The sequence below is a fragment of the Streptomyces sp. ISL-98 genome (assembly GCF_018614055.1).
GTDB lineage: Bacteria > Actinomycetota > Actinomycetes > Streptomycetales > Streptomycetaceae > Streptomyces > Streptomyces spiramyceticus.
Genome location: NZ_JAGGPB010000026.1, coordinates 43,763 through 67,726, shown reverse-complemented (window position 1 = coordinate 67,726; position 23,964 = coordinate 43,763). Strand labels below are relative to the sequence as shown.

At 71.7% G+C, this 23,964-nt stretch carries 18 protein-coding genes and 1 pseudogene; 10 read left to right on the top strand and 9 right to left on the bottom strand.

Translation table 11 applies throughout. The annotated features are described in order from the left end of the window. Positions 1-44: 44 nt before the first annotated feature. From J7I98_RS18795 to J7I98_RS18770, 6 genes are all read left to right on the top strand, one after another. Positions 45-1,328, top strand: coding sequence for a VWA domain-containing protein (locus J7I98_RS18795; protein WP_214921897.1), 1,284 nt, complete (start codon positions 45-47; stop codon positions 1,326-1,328). Next, entirely contained in the window at positions 1,328-2,110 is a 783-nt protein-coding gene (locus J7I98_RS18790) for a hypothetical protein (protein ID WP_214921896.1), read from the top strand. Before J7I98_RS18795 ends, J7I98_RS18790 begins: the two co-directional genes overlap by 1 nt. 113 nt (positions 2,111-2,223) lie before the next feature. After that, positions 2,224-3,525, top strand: coding sequence for an MFS transporter (locus tag J7I98_RS18785; protein ID WP_214921895.1), 1,302 nt, complete (start codon positions 2,224-2,226; stop codon positions 3,523-3,525). A gap of 24 nt (positions 3,526-3,549) precedes the next feature. Continuing rightward, positions 3,550-4,776 (top strand): anhydro-N-acetylmuramic acid kinase, encoded by a 1,227-nt coding sequence (locus tag J7I98_RS18780; RefSeq protein WP_214921894.1) that lies wholly within the window; start codon positions 3,550-3,552, stop codon positions 4,774-4,776. A gap of 66 nt (positions 4,777-4,842) precedes the next feature. After that, positions 4,843-6,747: a M64 family metallopeptidase gene (locus J7I98_RS18775; protein WP_214921893.1), complete on the top strand. Its 1,905-nt coding sequence runs from the start codon at positions 4,843-4,845 to the stop codon at positions 6,745-6,747. A 74-nt stretch (positions 6,748-6,821) separates the two neighbouring features. Further along, positions 6,822-8,051 carry an ROK family protein gene (locus J7I98_RS18770; protein WP_214921892.1) on the top strand — a complete coding sequence of 410 codons (1,230 nt, stop codon included), beginning with the start codon at positions 6,822-6,824 and terminating at the stop codon, positions 8,049-8,051. A 263-nt stretch (positions 8,052-8,314) separates the two neighbouring features. On the opposite strand, the gene xylA is transcribed toward J7I98_RS18770, so the two are convergent. Then, entirely contained in the window at positions 8,315-9,484 is a 1,170-nt protein-coding gene (gene xylA / locus J7I98_RS18765; RefSeq protein WP_214921891.1) for a xylose isomerase, read from the bottom strand. Positions 9,485-9,612: 128 nt separating this feature from the next. Here xylA and xylB point away from each other — a divergent pair, with 128 nt between their 5' ends. Then, positions 9,613-11,100 carry a xylulokinase gene (gene xylB / locus J7I98_RS18760; RefSeq protein ID WP_214921890.1) on the top strand — a complete coding sequence of 496 codons (1,488 nt, stop codon included), beginning with the start codon at positions 9,613-9,615 and terminating at the stop codon, positions 11,098-11,100. Positions 11,101-11,144: 44 nt separating this feature from the next. Here xylB and J7I98_RS18755 read toward each other — a convergent pair whose 3' ends face one another. From J7I98_RS18755 to J7I98_RS18745, 3 genes are all read right to left on the bottom strand, one after another. Further along, on the bottom strand, positions 11,145-11,954 hold the full coding sequence (locus tag J7I98_RS18755) for an SAM-dependent methyltransferase (RefSeq protein WP_214921889.1): 810 nt from the start codon (positions 11,952-11,954) through the stop codon (positions 11,145-11,147). 89 nt (positions 11,955-12,043) lie between these two features. After that, entirely contained in the window at positions 12,044-12,280 is a 237-nt protein-coding gene (locus J7I98_RS18750) for a DUF397 domain-containing protein (protein ID WP_214921888.1), read from the bottom strand. Next, positions 12,280-13,140 carry a helix-turn-helix transcriptional regulator gene (locus J7I98_RS18745; RefSeq protein WP_214921887.1) on the bottom strand — a complete coding sequence of 287 codons (861 nt, stop codon included), beginning with the start codon at positions 13,138-13,140 and terminating at the stop codon, positions 12,280-12,282. The genes J7I98_RS18750 and J7I98_RS18745 overlap by 1 nt, the downstream gene beginning before the upstream one ends. A gap of 158 nt (positions 13,141-13,298) precedes the next feature. On the opposite strand from J7I98_RS18745, the gene J7I98_RS18740 reads away from it, so the two are divergent. From J7I98_RS18740 to J7I98_RS18730, 3 genes are all read left to right on the top strand, one after another. Beyond that, a complete protein-coding gene (locus J7I98_RS18740) occupies positions 13,299-13,739 on the top strand; it encodes an ATP-binding protein (RefSeq protein ID WP_214921886.1) in 441 nt (146 codons plus the stop codon). Between the two features lie 8 nt (positions 13,740-13,747). Beyond that, positions 13,748-14,170 carry a hypothetical protein gene (locus tag J7I98_RS18735; RefSeq protein ID WP_214921885.1) on the top strand — a complete coding sequence of 141 codons (423 nt, stop codon included), beginning with the start codon at positions 13,748-13,750 and terminating at the stop codon, positions 14,168-14,170. Positions 14,171-14,348: 178 nt separating this feature from the next. After that, the gene (locus tag J7I98_RS18730; protein ID WP_214921884.1) at positions 14,349-15,617 is read left to right on the top strand and encodes an SGNH/GDSL hydrolase family protein; all 1,269 of its coding nucleotides are present in this window, start codon (positions 14,349-14,351) and stop codon (positions 15,615-15,617) included. Here the strand turns inward: J7I98_RS18730 and J7I98_RS18725 are convergent. The 5 genes and pseudogenes from J7I98_RS18725 to J7I98_RS41125 all read right to left on the bottom strand — a co-directional run. Then, positions 15,611-18,301, bottom strand: a complete 2,691-nt coding sequence (locus J7I98_RS18725; RefSeq protein WP_214921883.1) for an AAA family ATPase — start codon at positions 18,299-18,301, stop codon at positions 15,611-15,613. The genes J7I98_RS18730 and J7I98_RS18725 overlap by 7 nt on opposite strands. A gap of 112 nt (positions 18,302-18,413) precedes the next feature. Beyond that, complete coding sequence (locus J7I98_RS42275) at positions 18,414-21,557, bottom strand: amino acid adenylation domain-containing protein (RefSeq protein WP_285438049.1); 3,144 nt, start codon at positions 21,555-21,557, stop codon at positions 18,414-18,416. A gap of 17 nt (positions 21,558-21,574) precedes the next feature. Beyond that, positions 21,575-22,414 (bottom strand): mycofactocin-coupled SDR family oxidoreductase, encoded by an 840-nt coding sequence (locus J7I98_RS18710; RefSeq protein WP_374225147.1) that lies wholly within the window; start codon positions 22,412-22,414, stop codon positions 21,575-21,577. Then, positions 22,411-23,124, bottom strand: coding sequence for an alpha/beta fold hydrolase (locus J7I98_RS41130; RefSeq protein ID WP_308377863.1), 714 nt, complete (start codon positions 23,122-23,124; stop codon positions 22,411-22,413). Before J7I98_RS41130 ends, J7I98_RS18710 begins: the two co-directional genes overlap by 4 nt. 42 nt (positions 23,125-23,166) lie before the next feature. Then, positions 23,167-23,961 (bottom strand): annotated as a pseudogene (locus J7I98_RS41125) (thioesterase II family protein); the annotation flags it as partial. Positions 23,962-23,964 lie beyond the last annotated feature (3 nt).

The following is a 23,964-nucleotide window of genomic DNA, read 5'->3' as shown; positions in this document are numbered from 1 at the left end:
CCGGTGTTTTGGGGGCGGGAGACGAACTTCAATAAGATCCGGCGATGATCACAAGAAAACGGCTGGCGGCCGGGGCGTTCGGCCTGCTCGTCGCCCTGTCCGCCGGGCTCGTCCCGGCCGGCACAGCCACTGCCGCCGACGAACCGGGCGCACAAGAGTCCCCCAAGGTCGAGCTGGTGCTCGACGTCAGCGGTTCGATGCGGGCCAAGGACATCGACGGCCAGTCCCGGATGGCCGCCGCCAAGCAGGCGTTCAACGAGGTGCTCGACGCGGTTCCCGCCGAAGTGCAGCTCGGCATACGCACGCTCGGCGCCGACTACCCCGGCGACGACAGGAAGACCGGCTGCAAGGACACCAAGCAGCTGTACCCGGTCGGCCCGTTGGACAGGACCGAGGCGAAGACCGCCGTCGCCACGCTCGCGCCCACCGGCTGGACGCCGATCGGGCCCGCCCTCCTCGGGGCGGCCGACGATCTGGAGGGCGGCAGCGGCTCCCGCCGAATCGTGCTCATCACGGACGGCGAGGACACCTGCGGGCCACTCGACCCGTGCGAGGTCGCGCGCGAGATCGCCGCGAAGGGCACCCAGCTGGTCGTGGACACGCTCGGACTGGTCCCGAACGCGAAGATCCGCCAGCAGCTGACCTGTATCGCGGAGGCCACCGGCGGTACGTACACCGCTGTGCAGCACAAGGACGAACTGTCCGAGCGCGTAAGCCAGTTGGTGGACCGCGCCGCCGAACCCGTCGTCAATCCGGTGGCGACCGAGGGCGCGGCCCAGTGCGCGGACGCGCCGCTGCTCAAGGCGGGCCTCTACGCCGACCGCGAGAAGTTCTCGGAGCACCGCTGGTACCGGGTCGACGTCCTGCCCGGTCAGGAACTGCGGGCCTCGGTCAGCATCGGCGCCGACCGTGCCGTCGACCGCGACTACGGCGTACTGCTGCGGGCGGTCACCGAGCGCGGGCGGGAGATCGTGCGCGGTTCGGAGGCCGGTGACGGCCGTACGGATGTGATCTCGACCGGACTGCGCTATCCGAAGGCTCCGCTCGACGACGACCTGGACGGGGAGGTCAAGCCGGCCGCGGAGAGCGTATGTCTCCAGGTCAGCAACTCCTTCTCCGCTCCCGCCTCGGTGAAGACCACCCCCGGCCTGCCGGTCGAGCTCACCATCGACCTGGTGGACGGACCTGACGCCTCCTCGGACGTGGCGTCGTTCGGTCTCGGTCGGGGCTGGTGGCTGCTCGGTGTGCTCGCGCTGACCGGTCTGGTCGCCGGTCTGCTGTGGGGCTGGATCTCGCGCTGGCGCTTTGCGGTCTGGAGGACCAACTGATGCGTACGACACGCGTGTTCACGGGTGTACTGCTGACCGCCGCCGCCCTCTTCGCTGCCGGGGCGCCCGCCGCACTGGCGGACTCCCCCGCTCCGAGCCCGACCGAGAGCGGGGACGAGGCCGCGCCGACCGAGGCGGGCACCACGTTCCGTACGGCGACGAAGATCCGGCAGGACCAGCGGGCCACGGCCGACGCGTCCACCGGTGACTACCTGTACTGGGTGTTCGAGGCCGACGCGGGGCGTACCGCCACCGTGAAGGCCACGGTGAAGCTGCCCGAGGCCGCCGCGCGGCACGGCGCGGCAACCTGGCGGATCGACGTCTACGACGGACTGCGCCGGCGTCAGGCCTGCGTCTACGGCAGCCAGACCAAGGCGGCACCGAAGGACGCCGCCTCGGTCGACCTGTCCTGCACCCTGCGCACGGTCCGGGCCTGGGCGGAGCCGTGGGACAACGATCCGCTGCCCGGGAGTTACTACGTACGGCTGACGGTCGTCGACCTGCCTCAGGAGGACCTCGGTCTGCCGGTGCACGCGGAGGTCGGGGCGACGACGAAGGACGCGGGCGGTTCCCGCGCGGTGGACGGCGCGCTGTCCGTACCGCTGGTGGCCGGAATCTCCGACCCGAAGGTGGCCGAGGCGACGGAGTCGGCGTCGAGCTGGTGGTCGGACCGCTGGCTCTGGACGGTGGGCGGGGGCGTCCTCGGGGCGATCGCGGCCATCGCCGGATACAACCTGACGCGCGGCTCGGGCCGCCCGTCGCGGGTGCCGCCGGGCGTCTGACACCGGGCATCTGACGGGCCGACGGGCCGACGGCGACCGCTGCCGTCGGCCCGTACGGCCGACCCGGTGAAAGTTATTGACAATCACCCGCAGGGAAACTGAAGCTTTCCGCCATGGCCGCCGCACCCGCCCCTGTGCAGACCCAGCCGTCACGATCGCGTCGAGCGCTGGTGGCGGGATCCGTGGGCAACTTCATCGAGTGGTACGAATTCGGCGTCTACGGCTACTTCGCCACCATCATCGCGTCGCACTTCTTCACCCCCGAGGGCGGCAGCGACGTCGAGGGACTCGTCAAGACGTACGCGTCCTTCGCCCTGGCGTTCTTCTTCCGCCCCATCGGGGCCGCGGTCTTCGGCCGACTGGGTGACCGTATCGGGCGGCGGCCCACCCTGATCCTGGTGATCTGCCTGATGACCGGCGCGACGGCACTGATCGGTGTCCTGCCCACGTACGCCACGATCGGCGCGGCTGCGCCCTGGCTGCTCACTCTGCTGCGGATTCTGCAGGGCCTCTCGGCGGGCGGGGAGTTCGGCGGCGCGGTGTCGGTCATGACGGAGTTCGCCCCGCCGGGACGGCGCGGCCGGTACGGGGCCTGGCAGTCGTTCACGGTGGCGCTCGGGCTGCTCGGGGGCGCGGGCGCGGCGGCGCTGCTCGCGACCGTACTCACCGAGTCGCAGCTGAACGGGTGGGGATGGCGGCTGCCCTTCCTCCTGACCCTGCCGCTCGGGCTGGTCGCGCTGTGGCTGCGGCTGCGCCTGGACGAGACGCCCGCCTTCACCAGGGAGACGCGCGAGAAGCACGAGCCGGTGCGGCCACCCGTCGGCGAGACCGTCAGGGCCGTCGCGCTGGGCGCCGGACGCGTCATGGGCTGGTCGGCGGCGGGCTACACCTTCCTGGTCGTCCTCCCCTCGTACCTGCAGAGCACCCTGAACGCCACATTCCAGGAGGCGCTCGTCGCCACCGTCCTGGCCAACCTGGGCTTCGCGGCCTCGATCCTGCCCGCGGGCATCGTCAGTGACCGGATCGGGCGGCGGAAGGTGATGCTGGCCGGCGCGGTACTGGTCGTCGCGCTCGCGCTGCCGCTGCTGAACCTGGTGCAGAACCCGGACGTGTCGACGTACGCCAAGGGGGCGGCCCTGTTCGGTGCGGGTGCGGCCGTCGGGCTGATGGCGGGGCCGGGTCCCGCGATGCTGGCCGAGATGTTCCCGACGACCGTCCGCTATACGGGACTCGGCCTTTCGTACTCGCTCTCCAACGCCGTCTTCTCGGGCTGTGCGGGGCTCATCATCACCGAAATGATCAAGCGCACGGGCAACGTCGACATCCCGGCGTACTACGCGGCGGCGACCTGCGCGGTCAGCGTGATCGCCCTGCTCACGCTGCGCGGCGACGACCACAAGAGGGCGCTGCGATGAAGGGGCTGGGATGAGGGCGCCGCGATGAGGGTGATCGGGCTGATGTCGGGCACGTCGTACGACGCGATCGACGCGGCCGCCGCCGACCTGACGCTCGAAGGGGACACCCTGGTGCTGACCCCGCTGGGGATGGTCAGCACGGTGTACGCCGACGATCTGCGGGCGGAGCTGCGCGCGGCGCTGCCGCCCGCGGCGACCACCATGGCGGCGGTGTGCAGGCTGGACACACGTATCGGGCAGGCCTTCGCGGAGGCCGCGGTCCTGGCCGACCGGGAACTGTGCGAGGGCCGGGCGGAGTTGGTCGCGTCGCACGGTCAGACCGTCTATCACTGGGCCGAGGACGGCCGGGTGCACGGCACGCTCCAGATCGGCGAGCCCGCCTGGATCGCCGAGGCGACGGGCCGCCCCGTCGTGTCCGGCTTCCGGCCCCGCGATGTCGCCGCCGGGGGCCAGGGCGCACCTCTGGTGAGCATGGTCGACGTCATGTGGCTGCGGGGGCGGGCGGGTGTCCCGGTGGCGTTGAATCTGGGCGGCATCGCCAACATCACCGTGCTGGACGGAGGTTGGGGCGGCGGTGGTCCGCTCGCCTTCGACACCGGGCCCGCCAATGCGCTGATCGACGCGGCGGTCCAGAGCTACGCGGGCGGCGGAACGTACTCCGGTATCTCCCGTAACCCCAACGCCTCCATCGACACGGACGGCGCCCTCGCCGCGCGCGGCACCGTCCACCAGCCGCTGCTGCGACGGCTTCTGGACGAGCCGTACTACGCGAAGCCCGCACCGAAGACGACGGGCAAGGAACTGTTCAACCTGCCGTACCTGCGCGCCGCGCTGGCCGGCTTCGGCCCGCTGCCGGCCGAGGACGTCGTGGCGACCCTCACCCGGCTCACGGCCAGGACGGTCGCCGAAGCAGTGCGGCCGTTCGGCGCGACCGAAGTGATCGCCTCGGGCGGCGGCACCCGCAACCCGGTCCTGATGGCGCAGCTGCGCGAGGAGCTCGGCGGTGTACCGCTGCTGACGTCGGACGAGCTCGGGCTGCCGTCGGCCGCCAAGGAGGCGTACGCCTTCGCGGTCCTGGGCTGGCTGACCGCGCACGGCCTGCCGGGCACGGTGCCTTCGTGCTCGGGCGCCCGCCACCCGAGCATCCTCGGCTCGGTGACTCCGGGCGGCCGGGGTTTGCGCCCGCCGGAATCGGCCACAACCGTCCCGATCGAGCTGACGATCAACTCCCGCCTCTTTACGGCAGGTTGAGGGCACCCGTACGCTCCCGCCACCGCGTGATCACCGGACGTGACGGCAGACGGAGGGTGCACCACCATGAGACTTCGCAACAGACCCGTGCTCCTCGCGGTGGCGGGCGCCCTGATCGCCGCCTGCGCCGTGGGCACCACACCCTCCGCGTCTGCGGCGGCTGCGCCGCATCCGGTGACGGCGGACGCGAGGGTGGTGCCGTTGCAGCTGACGGGGCCTGCCGACAAGCGCTTCAATCTCATCCTGCTCGGCGACGGCTACACCGCCGACGAGCTGCCGGGCTTCCGCGCCGATGTCGACAAGCACCTCAACGTGCTGTGGAGCATGGAGCCGTTCGCCTCCTATCGCTCGTACATCAACGTCTGGGCGGTGGAGCTGCCCTCCGCCGAGTCCGGTGTCGACTGCGATCCCGGTCTTGACGCGCCCCGCCGCGACACCCCGCTGAACATGGGCTTCTGGGGCGGCTGCAACCCGGCCGGCGTTCAGCGGCTGCTCTCCATCGACTCGGCGGCCGCCGCCGCGCTGGCCGACCTGATCCCCGGTTCGCAGAGCACCAACCGGCAGATCGTCGGCCTCGCCAACAGCGATACGTACGGCGGCGCGGGCGGCACCTTCGCCACCGCGTCGGGCGGCAACGCACTCTCCTCGCTCATCACACCGCACGAGATCGGCCATTCCCTGGGCAAGCTCCAGGACGAGTACGACTACTACGCGCGCGGCGTCCCCGGCGGCACCTACCAGGGTGGCGAACCTGCCTCCGCCCATCACACGCTCCTCACCGAGGAGGAGATGCGGGACAAGCAGCGGAAGTGGTGGCGCTGGCTGGGCGAGCGGAGCGATTCCGGCGGACGCATCGGGCGGCACGAGGGCGGCATGTACCAGACGAAGGGGGTCTGGCGGCCGAGCAGGCACTCGATGATGAAGACCCTCGGGTACGCCTTCGACCAGGTCGAGCGCGAGATCATGACCCAGGCCATCTCGGCCAAGGTGAACCTCGTGCAGGGGCACGCGCCGAACGCCACGGCGATCGGCGACGACCGGACCGTGTGGGTCGACACGCTTCACCCGGTCGGCGGTGAACTCGACACCGTCTGGCGGCTGGACGGCCGCCGCGTCGAGGGCACGGCGGGCGCACGAAGCCTCGACCTGCGGCGGCTCGACCTCGACAGTGGGCGTCGTCATACGCTCACCGCGACGGTCACCGACCCGACGCCCTTCGTACGCGATCCGAAGATCCGCGAGTCGCAAGCACTGACCCGCTCCGTCACCTGGACCGTGGACCCGTCCCTGACGACTGAACCGTCCTTCCCCGAACCAGAGTTCACCGCCCACACCGACACCGGTGCGCCGGTCGGCGCCGAGTCCGTGGTGTACGCCGACACTTCGCACTCCACGGGCCCGGCCACGAAGGTTCACTGGACGCTGGACGGGCGGCCGGTGCTGAACCCCGGCAACGACCGCGACCTCGACCTGGGCGCCCTGCGGCTGAGCGCGGGCGGCGACCACACCCTGAGCGCCCGCATCGCCGGTACGGACCGCACGCTGACCTGGACGGTCGACGCCACGCCCGCGAAGGCGGCGTACGAACTGTCGGACCCGCTGCGCACGGTGCGGCGGCCCGGCGAGCCGGTGGAGTATGTCTACGACGGTCCGTTCACGATGAAGCTCACGGCCCGCGACGACCAGAAGGGGTACGTCGTCTCGCAGTTCAGGGTCGACGGTGACGGCTGGTACACCTACTACGGCTGGCCGACCGATGCCGACGCCCCGTTCCGCTTCACCCCGGGCGGCACCGCCATCGACGACCTCGTCTACGGCAAGCTCGGCACGCCGCGCGTGGTGCCGTGGGACGACGCGACACCGGAGTACGGCACACACACGGTCGAGTACCGGACGATCGACTCGGCGGGCAATGTGAGTGCGGGGAAGAGGTTCCTGGTGACGCTGGTGCGGTCGGGAACCGGGGAGTAGGGCGGCGACCCCGCGGGCGCGGGCGGCAAGGCCTCGGCCCCGGCGGCGACAACGTCGCTTACGCTCTCGGGGTCATGAAAAGCAACCCTCCGCGCCTGGAGCCCAAGGCCGACAAGGACACCGTCCGCAGGCACAACCTGAGCCTGGTGCTGCGCGCCGTTCACGACGACGGCGAGGCGACGCGCGCGGGGGTCGCGGCGCGCGTGGGTCTGACGCGTGCCGCCGTGTCCTCGCTGGTCGAGCAGTTGCTGGACAGCGGCTTTCTCACCGAGTCGGGGAAGACGTTCAGCGGACAGGCGGGGCGGCCGGGGACGGTGCTGAAGGTGGCCCGTACCGGGGTCGCCGGACTCGGCGTCGAGATCAACATCGACTATGTGTCGGTGTGCGTGGTCGACCTGTCGGGCACCGACCGCGTACGGCTCACCGAACACCTCGACAACCGCGCCGCGGCCGCGCAGCCCGCCGAAGTACTGGCGCGCGCCGCCGGAATCGCCTCGCGGGCCCTGCTCTCCGCCGAGGAGCACGAGTTGCGGCCCGTCGGCGTGCAGCTGGCGCTGCCGGGTCTGGTGTCCGGCGGTACGGTCCGGCAGGCGCCCAACCTGGGCTGGACCCGCGTCGCGGCGGAGGGCGTCTTCGCACAGGCGCTCACGGCTGCGCGGCCCGGGCGGCGGCCGTTGCCGGTCAGTGCGGACAACGAGGCGAACCTGGCGGCGCTGGCCGAGCTGTGGTTCGGCGGCGCGGGCCGGGAGCGGACGTTCCTCTACCTGTCCGGCGAGATCGGGGTCGGCGGGGCGCTCGTCCTGAACGGCGAACTACTGCGCGGCGCACACGGCTTCGCCGGGGAGATCGGGCACGTGGTGGTGGACCCGCAGGGCCCCGAGTGCCACTGCGGATCGCGGGGCTGCCTGGAGCAGTACGCCGGTCAGCGTGCGCTGCTGCGGGCGGCGGGCATCGACGAGAACGCGGGGCTGCCGGGCGTGGCCGAACTGGAACGACGGGCGCGGGCGGACGACGAGAGGGCCGTTGCCGCGATTCGGGACGCCGGAGCGATGCTCGGGCTGGTGCTGTCCGGTGCGGTGAATCTCTTCGACCCCGATGCGGTGGTGCTCGGCGGGATCTACCGCACGCTGATGCGGTGGCTGTCGCCGACCGCCGGCCGGGAGATGGACCGCCGGGTCGTGTCAGGACTGTGGCCCGAGTCCGGCGGCCGACTCCGCGCGTCCTCCCTGACGGGGGACGCGGCGCGGGGGGCGGCGGCGCTGGTGGTACGGGAGGTGCTGGCGGATCCGGTGGCGTATGTGTAGTGGGGGTGCGGGTGCTGTTGGCCTGCGGCGCTGTTCCCCGACCCGCCCCTTCCCGGCTGTGAGATTTGCGGCTGCCGCCGCGTGAGGGAGCAAGTCCCCAGGCCCTCGGGCACGTTCAGCCTCTTGGGGGTCCCCCCGGACGAAGTCTGGGGGAGTTTGAGGAGCGGGGTCTGGGGCGGAGCCCCCACGCGGCGGCAGCCGCCAAATGTCACAGCGGGAAGGGGCGGGTAGGGAAACAGCCCGCCGCAGGCGCCGCGCACTCCCTACCGCACCCCCAGCAAATGATCCAGCGCCAACTGATCCAGCACCTCGAAGGCCATGCTCCGCTCAGCCGCCGACGTAACGTCGAACTCCTCGTAGGCCCCCCGGTCCGCAAGCAGCGACGCAAGCCCGTCCTCCGCCGTCGCCCGGGCAAGCTCGTCCAGCCGCGACGCCCGCAGCGCATCCCGCACCTCCGGATCCGCACGGAACGCCGCCGCACGCTCCTTGAGGATGAGGTAATTCCGCATGCATCCGGCAGCGGACGTCCACACCCCGTCGAAGCCGTCCGTACGCACCGGCTTGAAGTCGAAGTGCCGGGGCCCTTCGTAGCCCCCCGTCTCCAGCAGGTCCACCAGCCAGAAGGCTTGGCGCAGATCACCCGCGCCGAAGCGGAAGTCCTGGTCGTACTTGATGCCGGTCTGGCCGTTGAGGTCGATGTGGAAGAGCTTGCCCGCCCACAGCGCCTGCGCGATGCCGTGCGGGAAGTTGAGCCCGGCCATCTGCTCGTGGCCCGTCTCGGGGTTCACGCCGACCAGTTCGGGGCGTTCCAGGTGCTCGATGAAGGCCAGGGCGTGCCCGATGGTGGGGAGCAGGATGTCGCCGCGCGGCTCGTTCGGCTTGGGCTCGATGGCGAAGCGGAGGTCGTAGCCCTGCTCGGTGACGTACTCGCCGAAGAGGTCGAAGGCCTCCTTCATGCGGTCGAGGGCGACGCGGACATCCTTGGCGGCACCCGATTCGGCGCCCTCGCGGCCGCCCCAGGCGACGTATGTCGTGGCGCCGAGTTCGACGGCGAGGTCGATGTTACGGATCGTCTTGCGCAGGGCGTATCGCCGTACGTCACGGTCGTTCGCGGTGAAGGCGCCGTCCTTGAAGACGGGGTGGCTGAAGAGGTTCGTGGTGGCCATCGGCACCTTCATGCCGGTGGCGTCCAGCGCCTGACGGAAGCGCTTGACGAGGGACTCCCGCTCGGAGTCCGACGAGCCGAAGGGGATGAGGTCGTCGTCGTGGAAGGTGACGCCGTGGGCGCCGAGTGCGGCGAGGCGCTGGACGGATTCGACCGGGTCGAGTGCGGGGCGGGTGGCCGTACCGAAGGGGTCGACGCCGCGCCAGCCGACGGTCCACAGCCCGAAGGTGAACTTGTCGTCAGGGGTAGGTGTGAAGCGATCCGTCATGCCACTCATCTCGCAGACCTCGCAGCCATGGATTTGTTTGTTGACATTACTAATACTGCACGACCACCCTGTTCCGCAGAAGCCATGAGGCCGTGGAGCCACGAAACGGGAAGAAAAGGGGCCGCCCCATGCCGCCGTCGCCGAGCTCGATCGTCATCGGCGTGGACAGCTCCACACAGTCCACGAAAGCGGCGTTCGTCGATGCCGCCACGGGCCGGCTGCTCGCCGTGGGCCGGGCCCCGCACCGGGTCACCGGCGAGGCGGGGACCCGGGAGAGCGCCCCCGAAGAGTGGTGGCAGGCGCTGCGCGAGGCTGTCGGCGCGGGGCTGCGGGAGTGCGGAGTGCCGGCGTCGGCCGTCGCCGGCATCGCGGTCGCCGGCCAGCAGCACGGCCTTGTCGTACTCGACGGGGAGGGGCGGCCGCTGCGGCCCGCCCTGCTGTGGAACGACACGCGCTCGGCCCCTCAGGCCGTAGCGCTCACCGCCACGCTGGGCGGCCCGGGGGCCTGGACGGCGCGTACCGGATCCGTGCCGGTCGCCTCGATGACCGCCGCGAAATGGCAGTGGTTGCGCGAGAACGAGCCGTACGCCGCCGAGTCCGCCGCCGCCGTACGGCTCCCCCACGACTTCCTCACCGAGCGCCTCGCCGGGGTGGCCGCCACGGACCCCGGCGACGCGTCGGGCACGTGCTGGTACTCCACCGCCACGGGCGCGTACGACGCCGAACTCCTCGGGCTGGTCGGCCTGGACGAGAAACTGCTGCCGCCCGTCGCTCCGACCGGCGCCACCCGCATCGGCTCCCTCACCCCTGCGGCGGCGGCACAGCTCGGCCTGCCCGCCGGGATCGCCGTCGCCGCCGGTACGGGCGACAACATGGCCGCCGCCGTGGGCCTCGGGCTCGGCGGCGCCGGGCTGCTGGACCATCCGGTACTCAGCCTCGGTACGTCGGGCACGGTATTCGCGGCGACCAGGACGAGGCCCGCCGATACCTCACCGGCGCTCGCCGGATTCGCCGGCGCCGACGGCACGTATCTGCCGCTCGCCTGCACCCTGAACTGCACGCTCGCCGTCGACAAGGTCGCCGCGCTGCTCGGCCTCGACCGCGAAGACGCCGCGCCCGGCGGTGAGGCGGTGCTGCTCCCCTACCTCGACGGCGAACGCACCCCGGACCTGCCCGGAGCCTCCGGCCTGCTCACCGGGCTGCGCCACGACACGACGGGGCGTCAGATCCTGGGCGCGGCGTACGAGGGGGCCGCCGTCACGGTACTCCGCGCCCTCGACGAAGTACTGCGCGCGTGCGGCCTGGACCCGGCCGACCCCGAGGTCGCGGCGCGTCCGCTGCGCGTGGTCGGCGGAGGCGCGCGGGGCCGTACGTGGGTGGAGACCGTACGCCGCCTCTCCGGCCGCCCGCTGCTGATCCCCGACGCGGTTGAGCTGGTCGCACTGGGTGCGGCGGCGCTCGCGGCGGGGGCGGCGGGTGGGCGGGATGCGGTGGCTGTCGCTGCGGGCTGGGGTACGGGTGGAGGTAGGGAACTCCCGGCGGTGGAGCTCGACTTGGCCACTTGGCGGCGGGTTGCGTCGGTGCTTGACCGGGTCAGCGGCGGATTCCCCGGCTAGGGCGGGGCCTGCGGCGCCAGGCCCCCCGGCACCGCCACCCCGCGTCAGACCTTGCGAGCAACTCCCGTGTACCCCGGGATCGGGTCGTCGCCCGCCACCGGTACCAGCTCGCCCAGCTCCGGGTGCCACTCCGCCGCCAGCGAGACCCCGGGGTCGACGAGCTCGAAGCCCTTGAAGAACTCGGCGAACTCCTCGCGGGAGCGCGGGCGCAGCGTCAGGCCCCGCGCCTTGTACAGCGCGGACGCCTTCGCCGCGCCCTCGGGGTCGAAGTCCCCGGTGACGTGCGAGAGCACCAGGTAGCTGCCCGACGGCAGCCGGTCCATGAGGCGGCTCACCAGTGCGTGAGCGCCGTCCTCGTCGCCCACGAAGTGCAGCAGCGCGACGAGGGACAGCGCGACCGGCCGGCTGAAGTCGAGTACCTTGCCCGCCTGTTCGAGAATGGCGTCGGGCTCACGCGCGTCGGCCTGGATGTACTCCGTGGCGCCCTGGGGTGTCGAGCGCAGCAGTGCCTCGGCGTGGGCCAGCACGATCGGGTCGTTGTCGCAGTAGACGATGCGCGCGTCGGGCGCGGTCTGCTGGGCGATCTGGTGGAGGTTGGGCTCGGTCGGTATGCCCGTGCCGATGTCGAGAAACTGACGTACGCCGTTTTCGGCGAGCCAGCGCGTGGCCCGGTGCATGAACGCACGGTTGACGCGCGCCATGTCCCGTCCCCGGGAGTCGAGAGTGAGGAGCTGGCGGGCCATCTCCTCGTCGACGGGGTAGTTGTCCTTGCCGCCCAGGAACCAGTCGTACATGCGCGCCGGGTGCGGCTTGCTGGTGTCGATCTCGACGTGGGTGCGGTCTTGCCCGGTCATACGGCGCTCCATGGGGGGTGGCAGTGACAACGTGGACGGGTGAGACGGGTGAGATGGGTGAGACAGGTGAATCAGATGAGGCAGCTGAATCAGGTGAGCAGGAAGTCGGCCTGGCCGGCCTTCGCTCCCCGGATGAAAGCGGCGATCTCGCCGGGGGTGTAGATCAGCGCGGGACCTTCGGGGTCGGCGGACTGGCGGACCGCGACTCTGCCGTCAGCCAGCTTCATCGCCTCGATGCAGTTGCCGCCATTGCCGCCGCTCCACGGCTTGTACCAGCCTTCGGCGGGGAGGTCGGTCGCGGGCATTCCGTTGTATATCCAGTCCATCACAGCTCCTTGCGGAGATCTTTCAGGATCTCCTTTGTGCGTTGTGCAGTTGCGGCCTGAGCCGCCATGCGGTCCATGACTTCAAGGTGGGCTGCCACCTCGGGCCGCGCATCGAGATAGACGGCGCCGGTCAGGTACTCGCTGTAGACCATGTCCGGGAGCTCCGGCACGGCGAAGCGGAAGAGGACGAAGGGGCCGTAGGTGCCCGCGTGGTGTCCGGTCGCGAACTCCGCGATCTGCAGCGTTACATTGGGCATCTCGGCGGCCTCGATGAGCCGGTCGAGCTGCTCCCCCAGTACGTCCGGACTGCCGACGGGACGACGCAGGACCGTTTCGTCCATCACGACCCACAGCTTCGGGGCGTCGGGTCTGGTGAGGAGGCTCTGGCGCTCCATGCGCAGAGCGACGTGCCGGTCGATGTCCCCGGGTCTGCTCTGGCCGACCGCCCCGCTGCGCATGATCGCGCGGGCGTAGCTCTCGGTCTGGAGCAGCCCCGGCACGAATTGGGGTTCGTACGCCCTGATGAGCGACGCCGAGCCCTCCAGGCTGACGTACATGCTGAACCAGTCGGGCAGGATCCCGTGGAATCGCTGCCACCAGCCGGGTTTGTTGGCCTCCTCGGCCAGCTCGACGAAGGCTTCGGCGTCTTCCTCGGAGTTCCCGTACGCCTTGAGGAGCAGCTGTACGTAAGGGATTTTGAGCGCGACCTCGGCGGTCTCCATCCGGCGGATCGTCGCCGGGGCGACGCGCAGGATCTTGGCGGCCTCCTCGCGGCTCGTCCCGGACCGCTCGCGCAGGTCCTGCAGGCGCTTGCCGAGAACGACCTGACCCACCGTCGGGGCGGACCTCGGTTCACTCACTTCAGACCTCCCCATGGGCTGTTGCGAGCAGTGTGCCACGCAGTCGCGACCAAAGAAACGACACTCTGTAATTTTCACAGTGCCTCTTGCCAAGTGTGCCCGCCGGAGGGAGAGTTGTACTGTGAACTACCGTTCACCCACACCGTGAGGAAGCGCTCGTGGCACCAGGCAATACGCTCGCCCCCCGGCTCATGGACCGGTGCCAGGGGACGGACATACGGCGGTACGGCTTCGATTTGCCGGCACGAGCCGAATGTGTCGCCGCCGCCCGGCGCCTGACGAGAGATCAGCTAACCCGGTGGGGCGTCGACGACGACACCTGCGACACGGCGGCACTGGTCGTCTCGGAGCTCTTCACCAATGCCCTGCTGCACACCGCGAGCGAGCACATCGTGTGCGAACTGCGCGACAGCGACGGGCGGTTGCGCGTCGCCGTGAAAGATCAAGGGCTACGTCCGACCGGACCGCAACTGCGCCAGGCCGCCGAGGAGGAGCACGGGCGCGGGCTGCAGCTTGTCGACGCCATGAGCAGCTTCTGGGGAACGCGCGACGCCGAGGACGGGCCCGGCCGCGTCGTCTGGGCGGAGCTTCCTTGCTGAGGTCCGTAATGACCAGCCTGCCGGCCGGTCGTCTCTCCCGCGCCCGCCGCGGCGCCGGCAGGACAGGCGGCCGGGTACTCCTGCCCGTGCCGGCCGAGCTGTCCGCCCCGCTCGGCTGCGATGCAGTGGGACTGCCCGCGCGGCACGGATTCCGGCTCATGGCGCACCTGTCGCGGCCGGGCTGCGTGTTCGCCGACGCCGACTGGTGGTGGTGGATCGTGCCGTCAGGCTCGGACCTCGGACTGACCTGGCCGCAGCCCGCACGATACGTCGCCGGGGCGTACGTACCGGCGACACGTCCGCGCCTGATCCACTGGCCGGACGGCAACGCGCCGTACACGCCGCCGATTCCGCTCTACCTGATGGCGTGCCGCGTGGCGGGGACCGCGCCCGCCTGGTCGGCCGCCGCTGCGCCGCGACAGCTGCCGTGACCACCGGTCTCTGACGACCGGCCTCTCACCACACACACCTCGGACCACCGCCGCCCGACCACCCGGAAGGCGTCGTTTCGGGTGGGGCGCTCTGGACAAGACATGTCGTACCGGGAGTCAATACCCTCAGTGCCAGTTCTGGCATGTCCATGATGCCCGGGAGAGGAATCTCCGCGCCATGAACAGACCCAAGTTACGCAGCCGCGCCGTGCACACCATGACCGCCGTCGCCGTCGCGATCGGGACAGTCCTCGCCGCCGGCCCCACGTCCGCCGCCGACCGGACGGCCGAGTCCAGCGCATCCGCCGCATCCGCCGCCCGGGGCACCACGCCCGTCGTCACCTGGGCCGCCAGCACCGACCGGCTGACCACCGCCGCCGCCTTCCCCGATCGTACGTACCGGCTCGTCGTGCGCACCAGCGCGGGCGGCACCGGGCTGCGGATCCGGCTCTCCAACGCCTTCGGCGACCAGCCGGTGACGTTCGGCCGCGCCTTCGCCGGACTCCGCTCCTCGGGCGCCTCCCTGGTGCCCGGCACCAACCGCCCGCTGTCCTTCGGCGGCTCGCCCTCGGTCACCGTCCCGCCCGGCGGATCCGTCTACAGCGACCAGCTGCCCGGGACGCTGCGGCCGCAGTCCGACCTCGCCGTCAGCCTGTACGTACGCAGCGCGGGCGGCGTCGCGACCGGGCACAAGATGGCCCTCCAGACGTCGTACATCGCCCCCGCCGGCGACCACGCCTCCGACGACTCCGCCACCCCCTACACCCAGCGGATCACCTCCTGGTTCTACCTCGACGCGGTGACGGTCGGCGCCCGGCGCGGCACCGGCGCCGTCGCCACGCTCGGAGACTCCATCACCGACGGCGCCATCTCGACCCGGGACACCAACCGCCGCTGGCCGGACTTCCTCGCCCGCAGGCTGGACGCCGATCCCGGCTCGCGCATCAAGGGCGTCGCCAACGAGGGGATCTCCGGCAACAAGGTCCTCAAGGACGGGTCGGGCGAGAGCGCGCTCAAGCGGCTCGACCGGGACGTCCTGTCCCAGCGGGGCGTGCGCACCATGGTCCTGCTCGAAGGGGTCAACGACATCAAGGGCGTCCCCGCGCCCACCGCCGCCGAGGTGATCGCCGGCTACCGGCAGCTCATCACCAGGTCGCACGCGGCGGGCGTATGCGTGGTCGGCGCGACCGTCATGCCGTACGAAGGCTGGCGGGATTGGACGCCGGGAGGGGAAGCCGTGCGGCAGGAGGTCAATGCCTTCATCCGGGACAGCGGCGCGTTCGACGCGGTAGTCGACTTCGACAGAGCGGTCAAGGACCCGGCCGCACCGTCCCGGATCCTTCCGGCGTACAACAGCGGAGACCATCTCCACCCCAATGACGCGGGGATGCGGACGATGAGCGACACCGTCGATCTGAAGAGCCTGCGCTGCTCAAGGCGTCAGTAGCTCCGGCCCCCTCGGGAGCTGTAGGCCCCTCGGCCGGGGCGGGCCTTCCGGTCCGGTTCGAGGGACCGCAGTGCCTGCCTCGCCCGTGCCACCAGGCCGTCCGCGCTGCACGACTCCGCGAGCGCCAGGCCCCGGGTCAGTTCCCCGGCGGACCCGGCCGCGATGCCGTACTCGACACGGGCCAGCGCATGCTCGTACGCGCACGGGGACGCTTCGAGGAACGCGACCGCCTTGGACAGCAGTTCCACAGCGCGCTCGCCCTCGGCCAGGGCCGCCTCGCAGCGCAGTGACTCACCGATGGCCGTGTCGGTGCCGAAGCGCTCGGCGCGGTCGCGGGCGTAGGCGGCGAGGGCGGCCGCACGCTCGGGTTCCTCGGCGGCCACCGCGCGGGCGAGGTCGCTCGCCCATGGGGCCATGATCCCGTTGTGATGGCCGCGAGCGGTCAACGCATCGCCCGCTGCTTCGAGTTCGGCGACGGCTTCCTTGGTGCGACCCTGGGCGAGCAGCAGCCTTCCGCGTACGCACTGCGCGTCGGGGATCACCATCGAGGACGGGTACGGAGGGGCGAACGCATAGCGGTCGGCCGCCTCCTGGGCGGCGTCGATCCTGCCCCTGGCGAGCAGCGTGTCGATGAGCATGCACGCGGCGTCCCAGTGCATCGGCAGGCCGTCCCCAACGCGCTCGGCGAGGCGCAGGCTCTCGCGCAGATACATCTCGGCCTCCGCGAGGTTGCCGCGCCTGCGCTGGAGATAGCCGACCTGGGTGTGAGCGAAGGCGAGGTGGCCGCCGCTCCAGCCGGAGAGCTCGAAGTCGTGCAGCGCCTCGTCGAAGAGCCTCTCGGCCTGGTCGAGCCGGTCCGCGAAGGCGTAGGTGAGGCCGAGCAGGGCCGGGGGTTCGAAGCCCCATGTGGTGTTGGTCCAGCCGAGCCCGGGCGCGAGCCGGCCCTCGTACAGGGCGCCGTCGCAGATCTGGACGATCTCCTCCGCATTCTCGCCACGTGCGGTGCCGTCAAAGGCTCTCAGTATCAGCAGGACGCGTTCGGAGTTGTCGCGGCCCCGGAGGCCGTCGGTCATCGCGGCGAGGCGGCGGGACCGTCCGGGCCCGTCGTCCTCGGCCGCCTGCACTCCCTCCCACAGGAAGTGCACGGCCTGGAGCCGCATCCTGGCGGGCCCCGGTGCGGTCCTTGCCACCTCGGCGGCCACGACCTGCGCGGCTTCCCGTGTCTGGTTGTTGTGGGTGAGGGCCTGGGACAGCCGGAACACCACGTCGACGCGCTGGCCGGCGTCGAGCCCCGGCATGTCGAGGGCGGCCCGCAGGTGGCCGACCGTGGTGGCGGGTGAGGTCAGCAGCGTGGCGCAGCCCAGTTCGTACAGGACCTGGGCGTGGTGCTCGGGCAGTGGCGGCTCCTGGAGGGCACGCTCCAGGCAGCGCCTCGCGGCGTCCGGCGCTCCCACCGCGAGATGCTCGGCGGCCGCGGCGCGCAGCTGTGCGACCAGTTCGGGATCGTCGTCCGGGTGGACTTCGAGGAGGTGCCTGGCGGCGGCCGCCGCGCCCCGGCCGACCCGGGTGACCGCCCAGGCGGCCCTGCCGTGCATGGCGGTGCGCATCGCGGACGGGATGGCGCGGTAGACGCCGCCCGCGATGAGCGGGTGGACGAACTCCATCGGGTCCGTCCCTTCGAGGATGCGGGCCGCGCGCAGCCGTTCGGCACAGTCGGCGGCCTCGGCACGCCCGAGTACGGCGAGCGATGCAGCGAGGTCCAGGAAGATCTCGGTGCCGAGAATCGCGGCCGCCCAGGCGAACCGGGTGGTCACGGTGCCGAGCTCTTCGAGCCTGTTGATCAGCCCGGTGCCGCGTGCCGACGCGCCGAGGGCGCGCAGGGCGCCCGCGGAGCATTCGACGGGGTCCAGGCCCTCGTCGCGCACTTTGGCGATCAGTTCCACGGTCTCGTACAGGTTGCCGCCGGTGACCGCCCACACCTCGCGGCAGAACGGATCGTCGGCGTGCTCGCCGAGATCGGCCCGTACGAGCCCGGCCGCGGCGGAGGGAGTGAGCGCCTGCAGGGACACGCATTCGCGCGCGGCCGCCTCGATCGCGCGGATGAACTCCGCTGTGTCGCCGACGGGTTCCTCGGTGCGGTACGCGATGACGACGAGGACGGGAAGCTCGCGCCGCTGGACGAACGAGGCCAGCCAGCCGAGGGTCTCCAGGTCGCACCAGTGCGCGTCGTCCACGATCAGGACGAGCGGACGGTACGCCGCCGCCAGTCGTACGACGAGGGTGTCGAGGCCGTCACGGACACCCTGCGGGTCGGCCTGCCCGCCCGGCGGTGCCACGCCGAGGGCGGGGCCGATGATCTCGTAGCCGTCGCCGAGCAGGCCACGGGTGTCTACGGTGCCGGGCAGTGTGAGCGCGGGTTGCAGCAGTTGTCGTACGACATGGAACGGCACGGATGTGACGGTCTCGCCGCCTCGTGCGGACCATACGGTGCAGCGTCCGGCGGCCATGCGGCGTACCTCGGACAACATTGCTGTCTTGCCCAGTCCGGCCTCGCCGCTGTAGACGAGAACCCCACCGCCGGGCGTGTCGGCGCACAGCGCTTCTACGGCGTGTGCGGCGGCGGCGAGTTCCGTCTCGCGTTCCAGCAGCGGGACGGTGACCGGGTGCTCCTGACGGGGCACCATCATCCCTCCCCAACGGTGGCGGATCTCGAGGGTAGCCCGACGGGACGGCCGACGGAATCGATCCGCGCACTTTGGTCCTGGACGGGTGACGGGCTGGTAGGGGCGTAGATCGTCAATGGCCCGCCACAGCCCCGGAATCATGGGCTCCGGGGAGGGTTCCGGCAGTCTGAGCGACCGTCAACTCACGGACAGTCGGGGTTGTATACAGCTGGCGGAGCGAGACGGGTGGCAGCCCGCGTTCCCGGAGTGCTGCGGCTACTCGGACGGCGTAGAGCGAGTTGCCGCCCAGGTCGAAGAAGTTGTCGTCGGGGCCGACGGGTACGCCGAGTACGGACTCCCAGACCTCGGCCAGGGGATTGCTGGCCTGGACGGCGGGCTCGGGGGTGTGCTGGGGCTGGGGCTCGAACTTGGGCTCGGGCTTCGGTTCGGGCTTCGGTTCGGGAAGTTCGCGTACGTCCAGCTTCCCGTTCTCCGTGAGCGGGAGCGCGGGCAGAGCCGTCACCGTCGTCGGCACCATGTAGTCGGGCAGCAGCTTCGCGACTCGCCGCCGTACCGCGGCCGCGGCCGCTTCGGCGAACCGCTCTTCGAGCAGCACGACGTATGCGTCGATGCGTACGCCCGCCGCGTCCTTCAGCACATCGCCGCCGAGCACTACGGCGGCGGAGGTGACCGACGGGTCGTCGAGGAGGACGCTGCGGATCTCGTCCAGCTCGATCCGGAAGCCGCGTATCTTGACCTGGCTGTCGAGCCGCCCGAGATGTTCCAGGGTGCCGTCGGGGCGGAGTCTGCCGAGGTCGCCGCTGCGGTAGATGCGGCTCTCCTGCCGGTAGGGATCGGGCACGAAGCGTTCGGCGGTCAGCTCCGGGCGCCCCAGGTACTCCAGTGCGACACCGGCGCCGCCGACCCAGATCTCGCCCGCCGTGCCGGTCGGCACGGGGCGGCCCTGCGCGTCGAGCACGTACACGTACCAGCCGGGCAGCGGACGGCCCACGGAGCGTGAACCGGCCATCGCCTCGCGGCGGGTCACCGTCTGGGCCGTGGCGTGGACGGTGGTCTCGGTGATGCCGAACATGTTCACCAGCCGGCACCGGCTCTCCGGGTAGCGGTCGAGCCAGCCGAGCAGTGGGCGCGTGTCGAGCGGCTCGCCGCCGAAGACGACGAGGCGCAGCGGCAGTTCGGGCCGGTGGGGCCGGTCGGCCTCCATGAGCTGGCCGAATGCCGAGGGGGTCTGGTTGAGCACTGTCACGCCCTCGCGCATGAGCAGTGCGCGGAACTCGGCGGGTGACCGGGACACCCAGTAGTCCACTACGACCAGCCGTGCGCCGGTCAGCAGTGCGCCCCAGATTTCCCAGACGGAGAAGTCGAAGGCGCTGGAGTGGAAGAGCGTCCAGGTGTCGTCGGCGCCGAGGCCGAAGTCGTCGCGGGTGGCGTCCAGCAGCGCGGCCACGTTGGCGTGCGGCACGACGACGCCCTTGGGGCGGCCGGTGGAGCCCGAGGTGTAGATGACGTACGCGGCTTCCTGCGGGGCGCGGGCGGGGTGGGTGCGGGCCGCCTTGGATTCTGTGGCCGCCTTGGCGTCCGTGGCCGCCATGGCTTCCGTGCCTGTGGCGGCCAGGTCTGCGGGGGTGAGGGTGCGGACGTCCGTGTCGTCGCCGGGGAAGGTGTCGGGGGCCGTCACGATCAGGCGCAGGCCCGCGTCCTGTGCGGTGTACGTCAGCCGGGCCGGTGGGTGCGCCGGGTCCAGCGGTACGTACACCGCATCCGCCTTCAGCACCGCGAGCATGACCACCACGAGGTCGGCGGACCGCTCCAGGCAGATACCGACCCGCTCCCCCGCCCGCACACCGGCCGCGCGCAACCCGGCGGCACAGAGCTCCGCCCGTTCGCGAAGCTGCGCGTAGGTCAGGGTGCGGCCGTCGTGGGTGAGGGCCGTCGCGGTGGGGCGCAGGGCTGCCTGTTCGTCGAAGAGGGCGTCGATGCGGCGGGGGCGCGGGCGGGGTGGGTGCGAGTCGCCTTCGGGGCGGCCGAGGGCGAGCTGGGTTTCAGCTTCGGCGGCGTCGAGCAGTGCGATGTCGGCGACGGGTTGGCCGGGGGATGCGGTCAACTGCTGGTAGACGCGGGCCACGTGGCGGACGAAGGCACGCGCGGTGGCGTCGTCGACGTGTTGGAGCTCATGGTGCAGGTCGAGGGCGATGCCGCCGTCAGGGGTAGTGGTGGTGCGGATGGTCAGTGTGAGTGGGAAGGGGGCGGTTTGGCAGGGGAGGTGGTGCGGGGCGGGGCTGCAGTGCGTGGCGTGGGGGGTTGGGGTGCGGGTTGCCTGCGGCGCAGTTCCCCTACCCGCCCCTTCCCGAACTGGGGGCAAGCCCCCAGACCCCCGGACCGACTGGAGGTTGCCGTAAATTCCAGCCTCTCCGGCGTTTGAGGAGCGGGCGAAAGAATCCTTCCCCCCGAGGCCCTCGCCGCCCAGCACGCCGACGACGGGGCGGACCCCCTCGTACGGGCCTGGCCGCGCCGCCCGGACCGCGTCCAGCAGCTGTCCCGCCGTGCACCCCTCAGAGAGGTCCACAGCCTGGACCCACGCCTCGTCAAACGCACCAAGAGCGCGCTCGGGCCGGTCCGCCCCCTCCGCCAGCACGCCGACCTCCGTCGCCGCCCGCCCCTCGTACCGCCCCACCACCAACGCCGCAGCAGCGACCACGCACGCCAGCGGATCATCGGACGTACCGGCAAGTGCCGTACTCAACACCACGCCTGTCCCTCCCCACTCGATCCGGCCGCCGGATCCCGGCCGTCCGCGCACCGGTGAGCTGTCGCCCGCGCATCCCTGAGCCACCCAGAACTCCCCGGCTGGCACCCGCCCCAGCACCACGTCCGCGACCCCGGCCAGCGAGCGGGCGTCGAGACGCTGCCGGTGGGCGGTCAGGACCAGGTCGGCTGGCCCGTCGGCGTACTCCAGCAGCACGGCACGCAGCAGCGGTCCCGAAGCGACGCTCACCGGGCGGTGCGTCTCGGCATACAGCCGCCGTTCAGCCGCGTCACAGTCGGCCGGCGCCCGCACCGCCTCCCGCCACAGCACCGGCCACCGCTCCCCCGCTTCGGGCCACCACAGCCGGACAGCGGCGTCCAGCGACCGGCCGAGCCCGTCGGCGTCACCACCGTCCGGCAGGCGTACGGACAGGGCGTGGCAGTGGGCCGACGGCGGGCAGTCCGCCGGGACGATCCGGGAGAGGGCGGCCGGGGCAGGGACGTGTGGCATTGGGGGTTCTCCGGGGGTCAGCGGGCGGTGAAGCCGCCGTCAATGGTGAGCACGCTTCCGGTCACTTGCCGGGACTCGTCCGACGCCAGCCAGACGGCCGCCCCCGCGATGTCCTCGGGCTCGACCAGGGCGTTCATCGGCTGGGCCTGGACGAACGTCTCCTCGTGCTCGTCGACCCGTACGTCCAGGGACCGGGCGATCTCGGAGAGCATCCGGCCCTCCACTTGCGGTTCGTCCCGTACGGAACCGGGGCACAGCGCGTTGACGCGGACCTTGCGCGGGGCGTAGTCCAGCGCGACGGCCTTGGTCAGGCCGACGAGGCCGTGCTTGGCCGCGACGTAACCCGCGAAGTGGCGGTAGCCGACGAGGCCCGCGGTCGAGGCGATGTTGATGATGCTGCCCGAGCCCTGGGCCGCCATCAGGCCGCCCACCGCCCGGATCGTCCGCCAGGCACCGGAGAGGTCGACGTCGAGCATGAGCTGCCATTCGTGCTCTTCGATCTCGTGTGCCGTCTTGCCCGAAGGGGCCGCGATTCCCGCATTGTTGACTAGTACGTCGACACGGCCGAAGCGGGCGACCGTGTCGGCCACCGCCCCCTCCACCTGCCCCAGGTCCCGCACGTCGACGGGGCGCGTGAGTACGGCTGCGCCTTCGTCCCGGCAGAGGTCGGCGGTGTACGCGAGCTGGCTCGCGGAACCGAGCGGGTAGGGGACGCCCTGCAGGTCCCCCGCCACGTCGACCAGCATCAGGTCCGCGCCCTCGCGGGCGAAGGCGACCGCACAGGCACGGCCCAGTCCCCTCGCCGCTCCCGTGATCAGCGCGGTCCTGCCGGACAGCCGTGTCCTCATCGACGTCATCGTGCCCGGGCCGTGCGGAGTTCGGCCGCTGTCAGCCGCAGCAGAGCTTCCGCCCGCTCGGTCACGTACATGTGCCCGCCGTCGAGTTCGGCCGTCGTGAGCTTGCCGGTGGTCGCCCACGCCCACTGCGCGGCCTCCACAGCGCTGACGAGTTCGTCGTCGCGGCCCCGGACCGACGTAATGGGAGCCGAGAGCGGGCGGTCGGAGGAGGGAACGTACGTCTCGTGCATCCGTACGTCCGCACGGAGCGTCGGCAGCAGCAGCGCCCGCATCTCGGGGTCCTCCAGTGCCACGTGCGAGTAGCCCGCGAAGGTACGGACGCGGGCCACGAACTCGTCGTCCGGCAGGTCGTTCGCATGGTCGGCGCGGCGGGTCCAGGGGCCCGGCGAGCCGCTCACGACCAGGCCGTCGAGACTCACGCCGGGCGTCGCTTCGAGCCGGTGCGCGAGTTCGTACGCCAGCACCGCCCCCAGGCTGTGGCCGAACACGGCCACACGGGCGCCTTCGCCGAGCTGCGCGGTCGTCAGGGCGTACGCCTCGTCCACCGCGTCGGCGGCGTCGGTGTGCGGGGGCTCGACGAAGCGCTGCTCACGGCCGGGAAGCTGCACGGAGAGGATGCGCAGGCCCTCGGGGGCCAGGTCCTGCCACGGCGTGAAGAACGACGCGCCCGCTCCGGCGAAGGGCAGGCAGATGAGGAAGGTCTCTTCCACGGGTGGTGTGGCTCCGTTCCGGGGGAAGGCCGCGCTGATCTCGGCGGCCACAGCGTCGCGGTTGTTGGGGTCCAGGAGGTAGAAGTGCCCGCCGGGGAAGGAGCGTTGGCGGCGCCCGGCGGGGGCGTACGTCGTCCAGGCGGCCGGTTCCGGGCCCGTGACGAGTGCGTCGTCCTCGCCCGTCAGCACCGTCGGCGGCACGGGCAGCGCCCGGCCCGCGTTGAGGCGGGCCAGTCGCCGGCCGAGTGTCAGGTCGCAGCGCAGGAGGGACAGTACGCGGTCCCGGAAGAACGGGTCCGCCAGGACCTCGGCCGGGGTGCCGCCACCCCGGCGTACGACATCGAGCAGGGCGGCCTCGTCCCAGGCGTCCCCGGCGTCCCCGGAGTAACCGGCAATACCGGCGTCTCCACGGACCCCGGCGTCCACGTCCGGCGGTGCGCTGAGCACCAGCCCCGCGCACAGGTCCGGCGCCTCCAGGGCGAGCGCCGCCGCGAGCACCGAACCCATGCTGTGGCCGAAGTACACGGTGGGCAGTGCGGGCATCCGACGCAGTTCGCCGAGGACGGCGCGCACGACGGCCGGCGGGTCGTCCGGCGTGTCGGCGAAGGTCTCCGTGTACCGCCGTTCGCGCCCCGGCAGGGTGACCCCGACGACTTCGATGCTGTCGGGCAGGCGCTTCAGCAGGGGCAGGAGGGAATTGGGGCCGGCGCCCGCGTTGGGCACGGCGACGACCCGGCCGCGCGGCCCGGCGTCGTGCGGCCCGGCGCCGTGCGGTCCGTCGCCGCGTGCGGGGCGCAGTACGGCCGTCCATTCCTTACGGGATTCGTCCTGTGTCATCGC

Excerpts from the sequence above, each read along its gene's own strand:
- J7I98_RS18750 (WP_214921888.1), bottom strand. The coding sequence starts at position 12,280 with ATGGACTGGATATACAACGGAATGCCCGCGACCGACCTCCCCGCCGAA.
- J7I98_RS18775 (WP_214921893.1), top strand. The coding sequence starts at position 4,843 with ATGAGACTTCGCAACAGACCCGTGCTCCTCGCGGTGGCGGGCGCCCTG.
- J7I98_RS18755 (WP_214921889.1), bottom strand. The coding sequence starts at position 11,954 with ATGACCGGGCAAGACCGCACCCACGTCGAGATCGACACCAGCAAGCCG.
- J7I98_RS18710 (WP_374225147.1), bottom strand. The coding sequence starts at position 22,414 with ATGACGTCGATGAGGACACGGCTGTCCGGCAGGACCGCGCTGATCACG.
- J7I98_RS18725 (WP_214921883.1), bottom strand. The coding sequence starts at position 18,301 with ATGGTGCCCCGTCAGGAGCACCCGGTCACCGTCCCGCTGCTGGAACGC.
- J7I98_RS18785 (WP_214921895.1), top strand. The coding sequence starts at position 2,224 with ATGGCCGCCGCACCCGCCCCTGTGCAGACCCAGCCGTCACGATCGCGT.
- J7I98_RS18780 (WP_214921894.1), top strand. The coding sequence starts at position 3,550 with ATGAGGGTGATCGGGCTGATGTCGGGCACGTCGTACGACGCGATCGAC.
- J7I98_RS18730 (WP_214921884.1), top strand. The coding sequence starts at position 14,349 with ATGAACAGACCCAAGTTACGCAGCCGCGCCGTGCACACCATGACCGCC.
- J7I98_RS42275 (WP_285438049.1), bottom strand. The coding sequence starts at position 21,557 with ATGCCACACGTCCCTGCCCCGGCCGCCCTCTCCCGGATCGTCCCGGCG.
- J7I98_RS18735 (WP_214921885.1), top strand. The coding sequence starts at position 13,748 with ATGACCAGCCTGCCGGCCGGTCGTCTCTCCCGCGCCCGCCGCGGCGCC.
- J7I98_RS18790 (WP_214921896.1), top strand. The coding sequence starts at position 1,328 with ATGCGTACGACACGCGTGTTCACGGGTGTACTGCTGACCGCCGCCGCC.
- J7I98_RS18795 (WP_214921897.1), top strand. The coding sequence starts at position 45 with ATGATCACAAGAAAACGGCTGGCGGCCGGGGCGTTCGGCCTGCTCGTC.
- J7I98_RS18770 (WP_214921892.1), top strand. The coding sequence starts at position 6,822 with ATGAAAAGCAACCCTCCGCGCCTGGAGCCCAAGGCCGACAAGGACACC.
- xylB (WP_214921890.1), top strand. The coding sequence starts at position 9,613 with ATGCCGCCGTCGCCGAGCTCGATCGTCATCGGCGTGGACAGCTCCACA.
- xylA (WP_214921891.1), bottom strand. The coding sequence starts at position 9,484 with ATGACGGATCGCTTCACACCTACCCCTGACGACAAGTTCACCTTCGGG.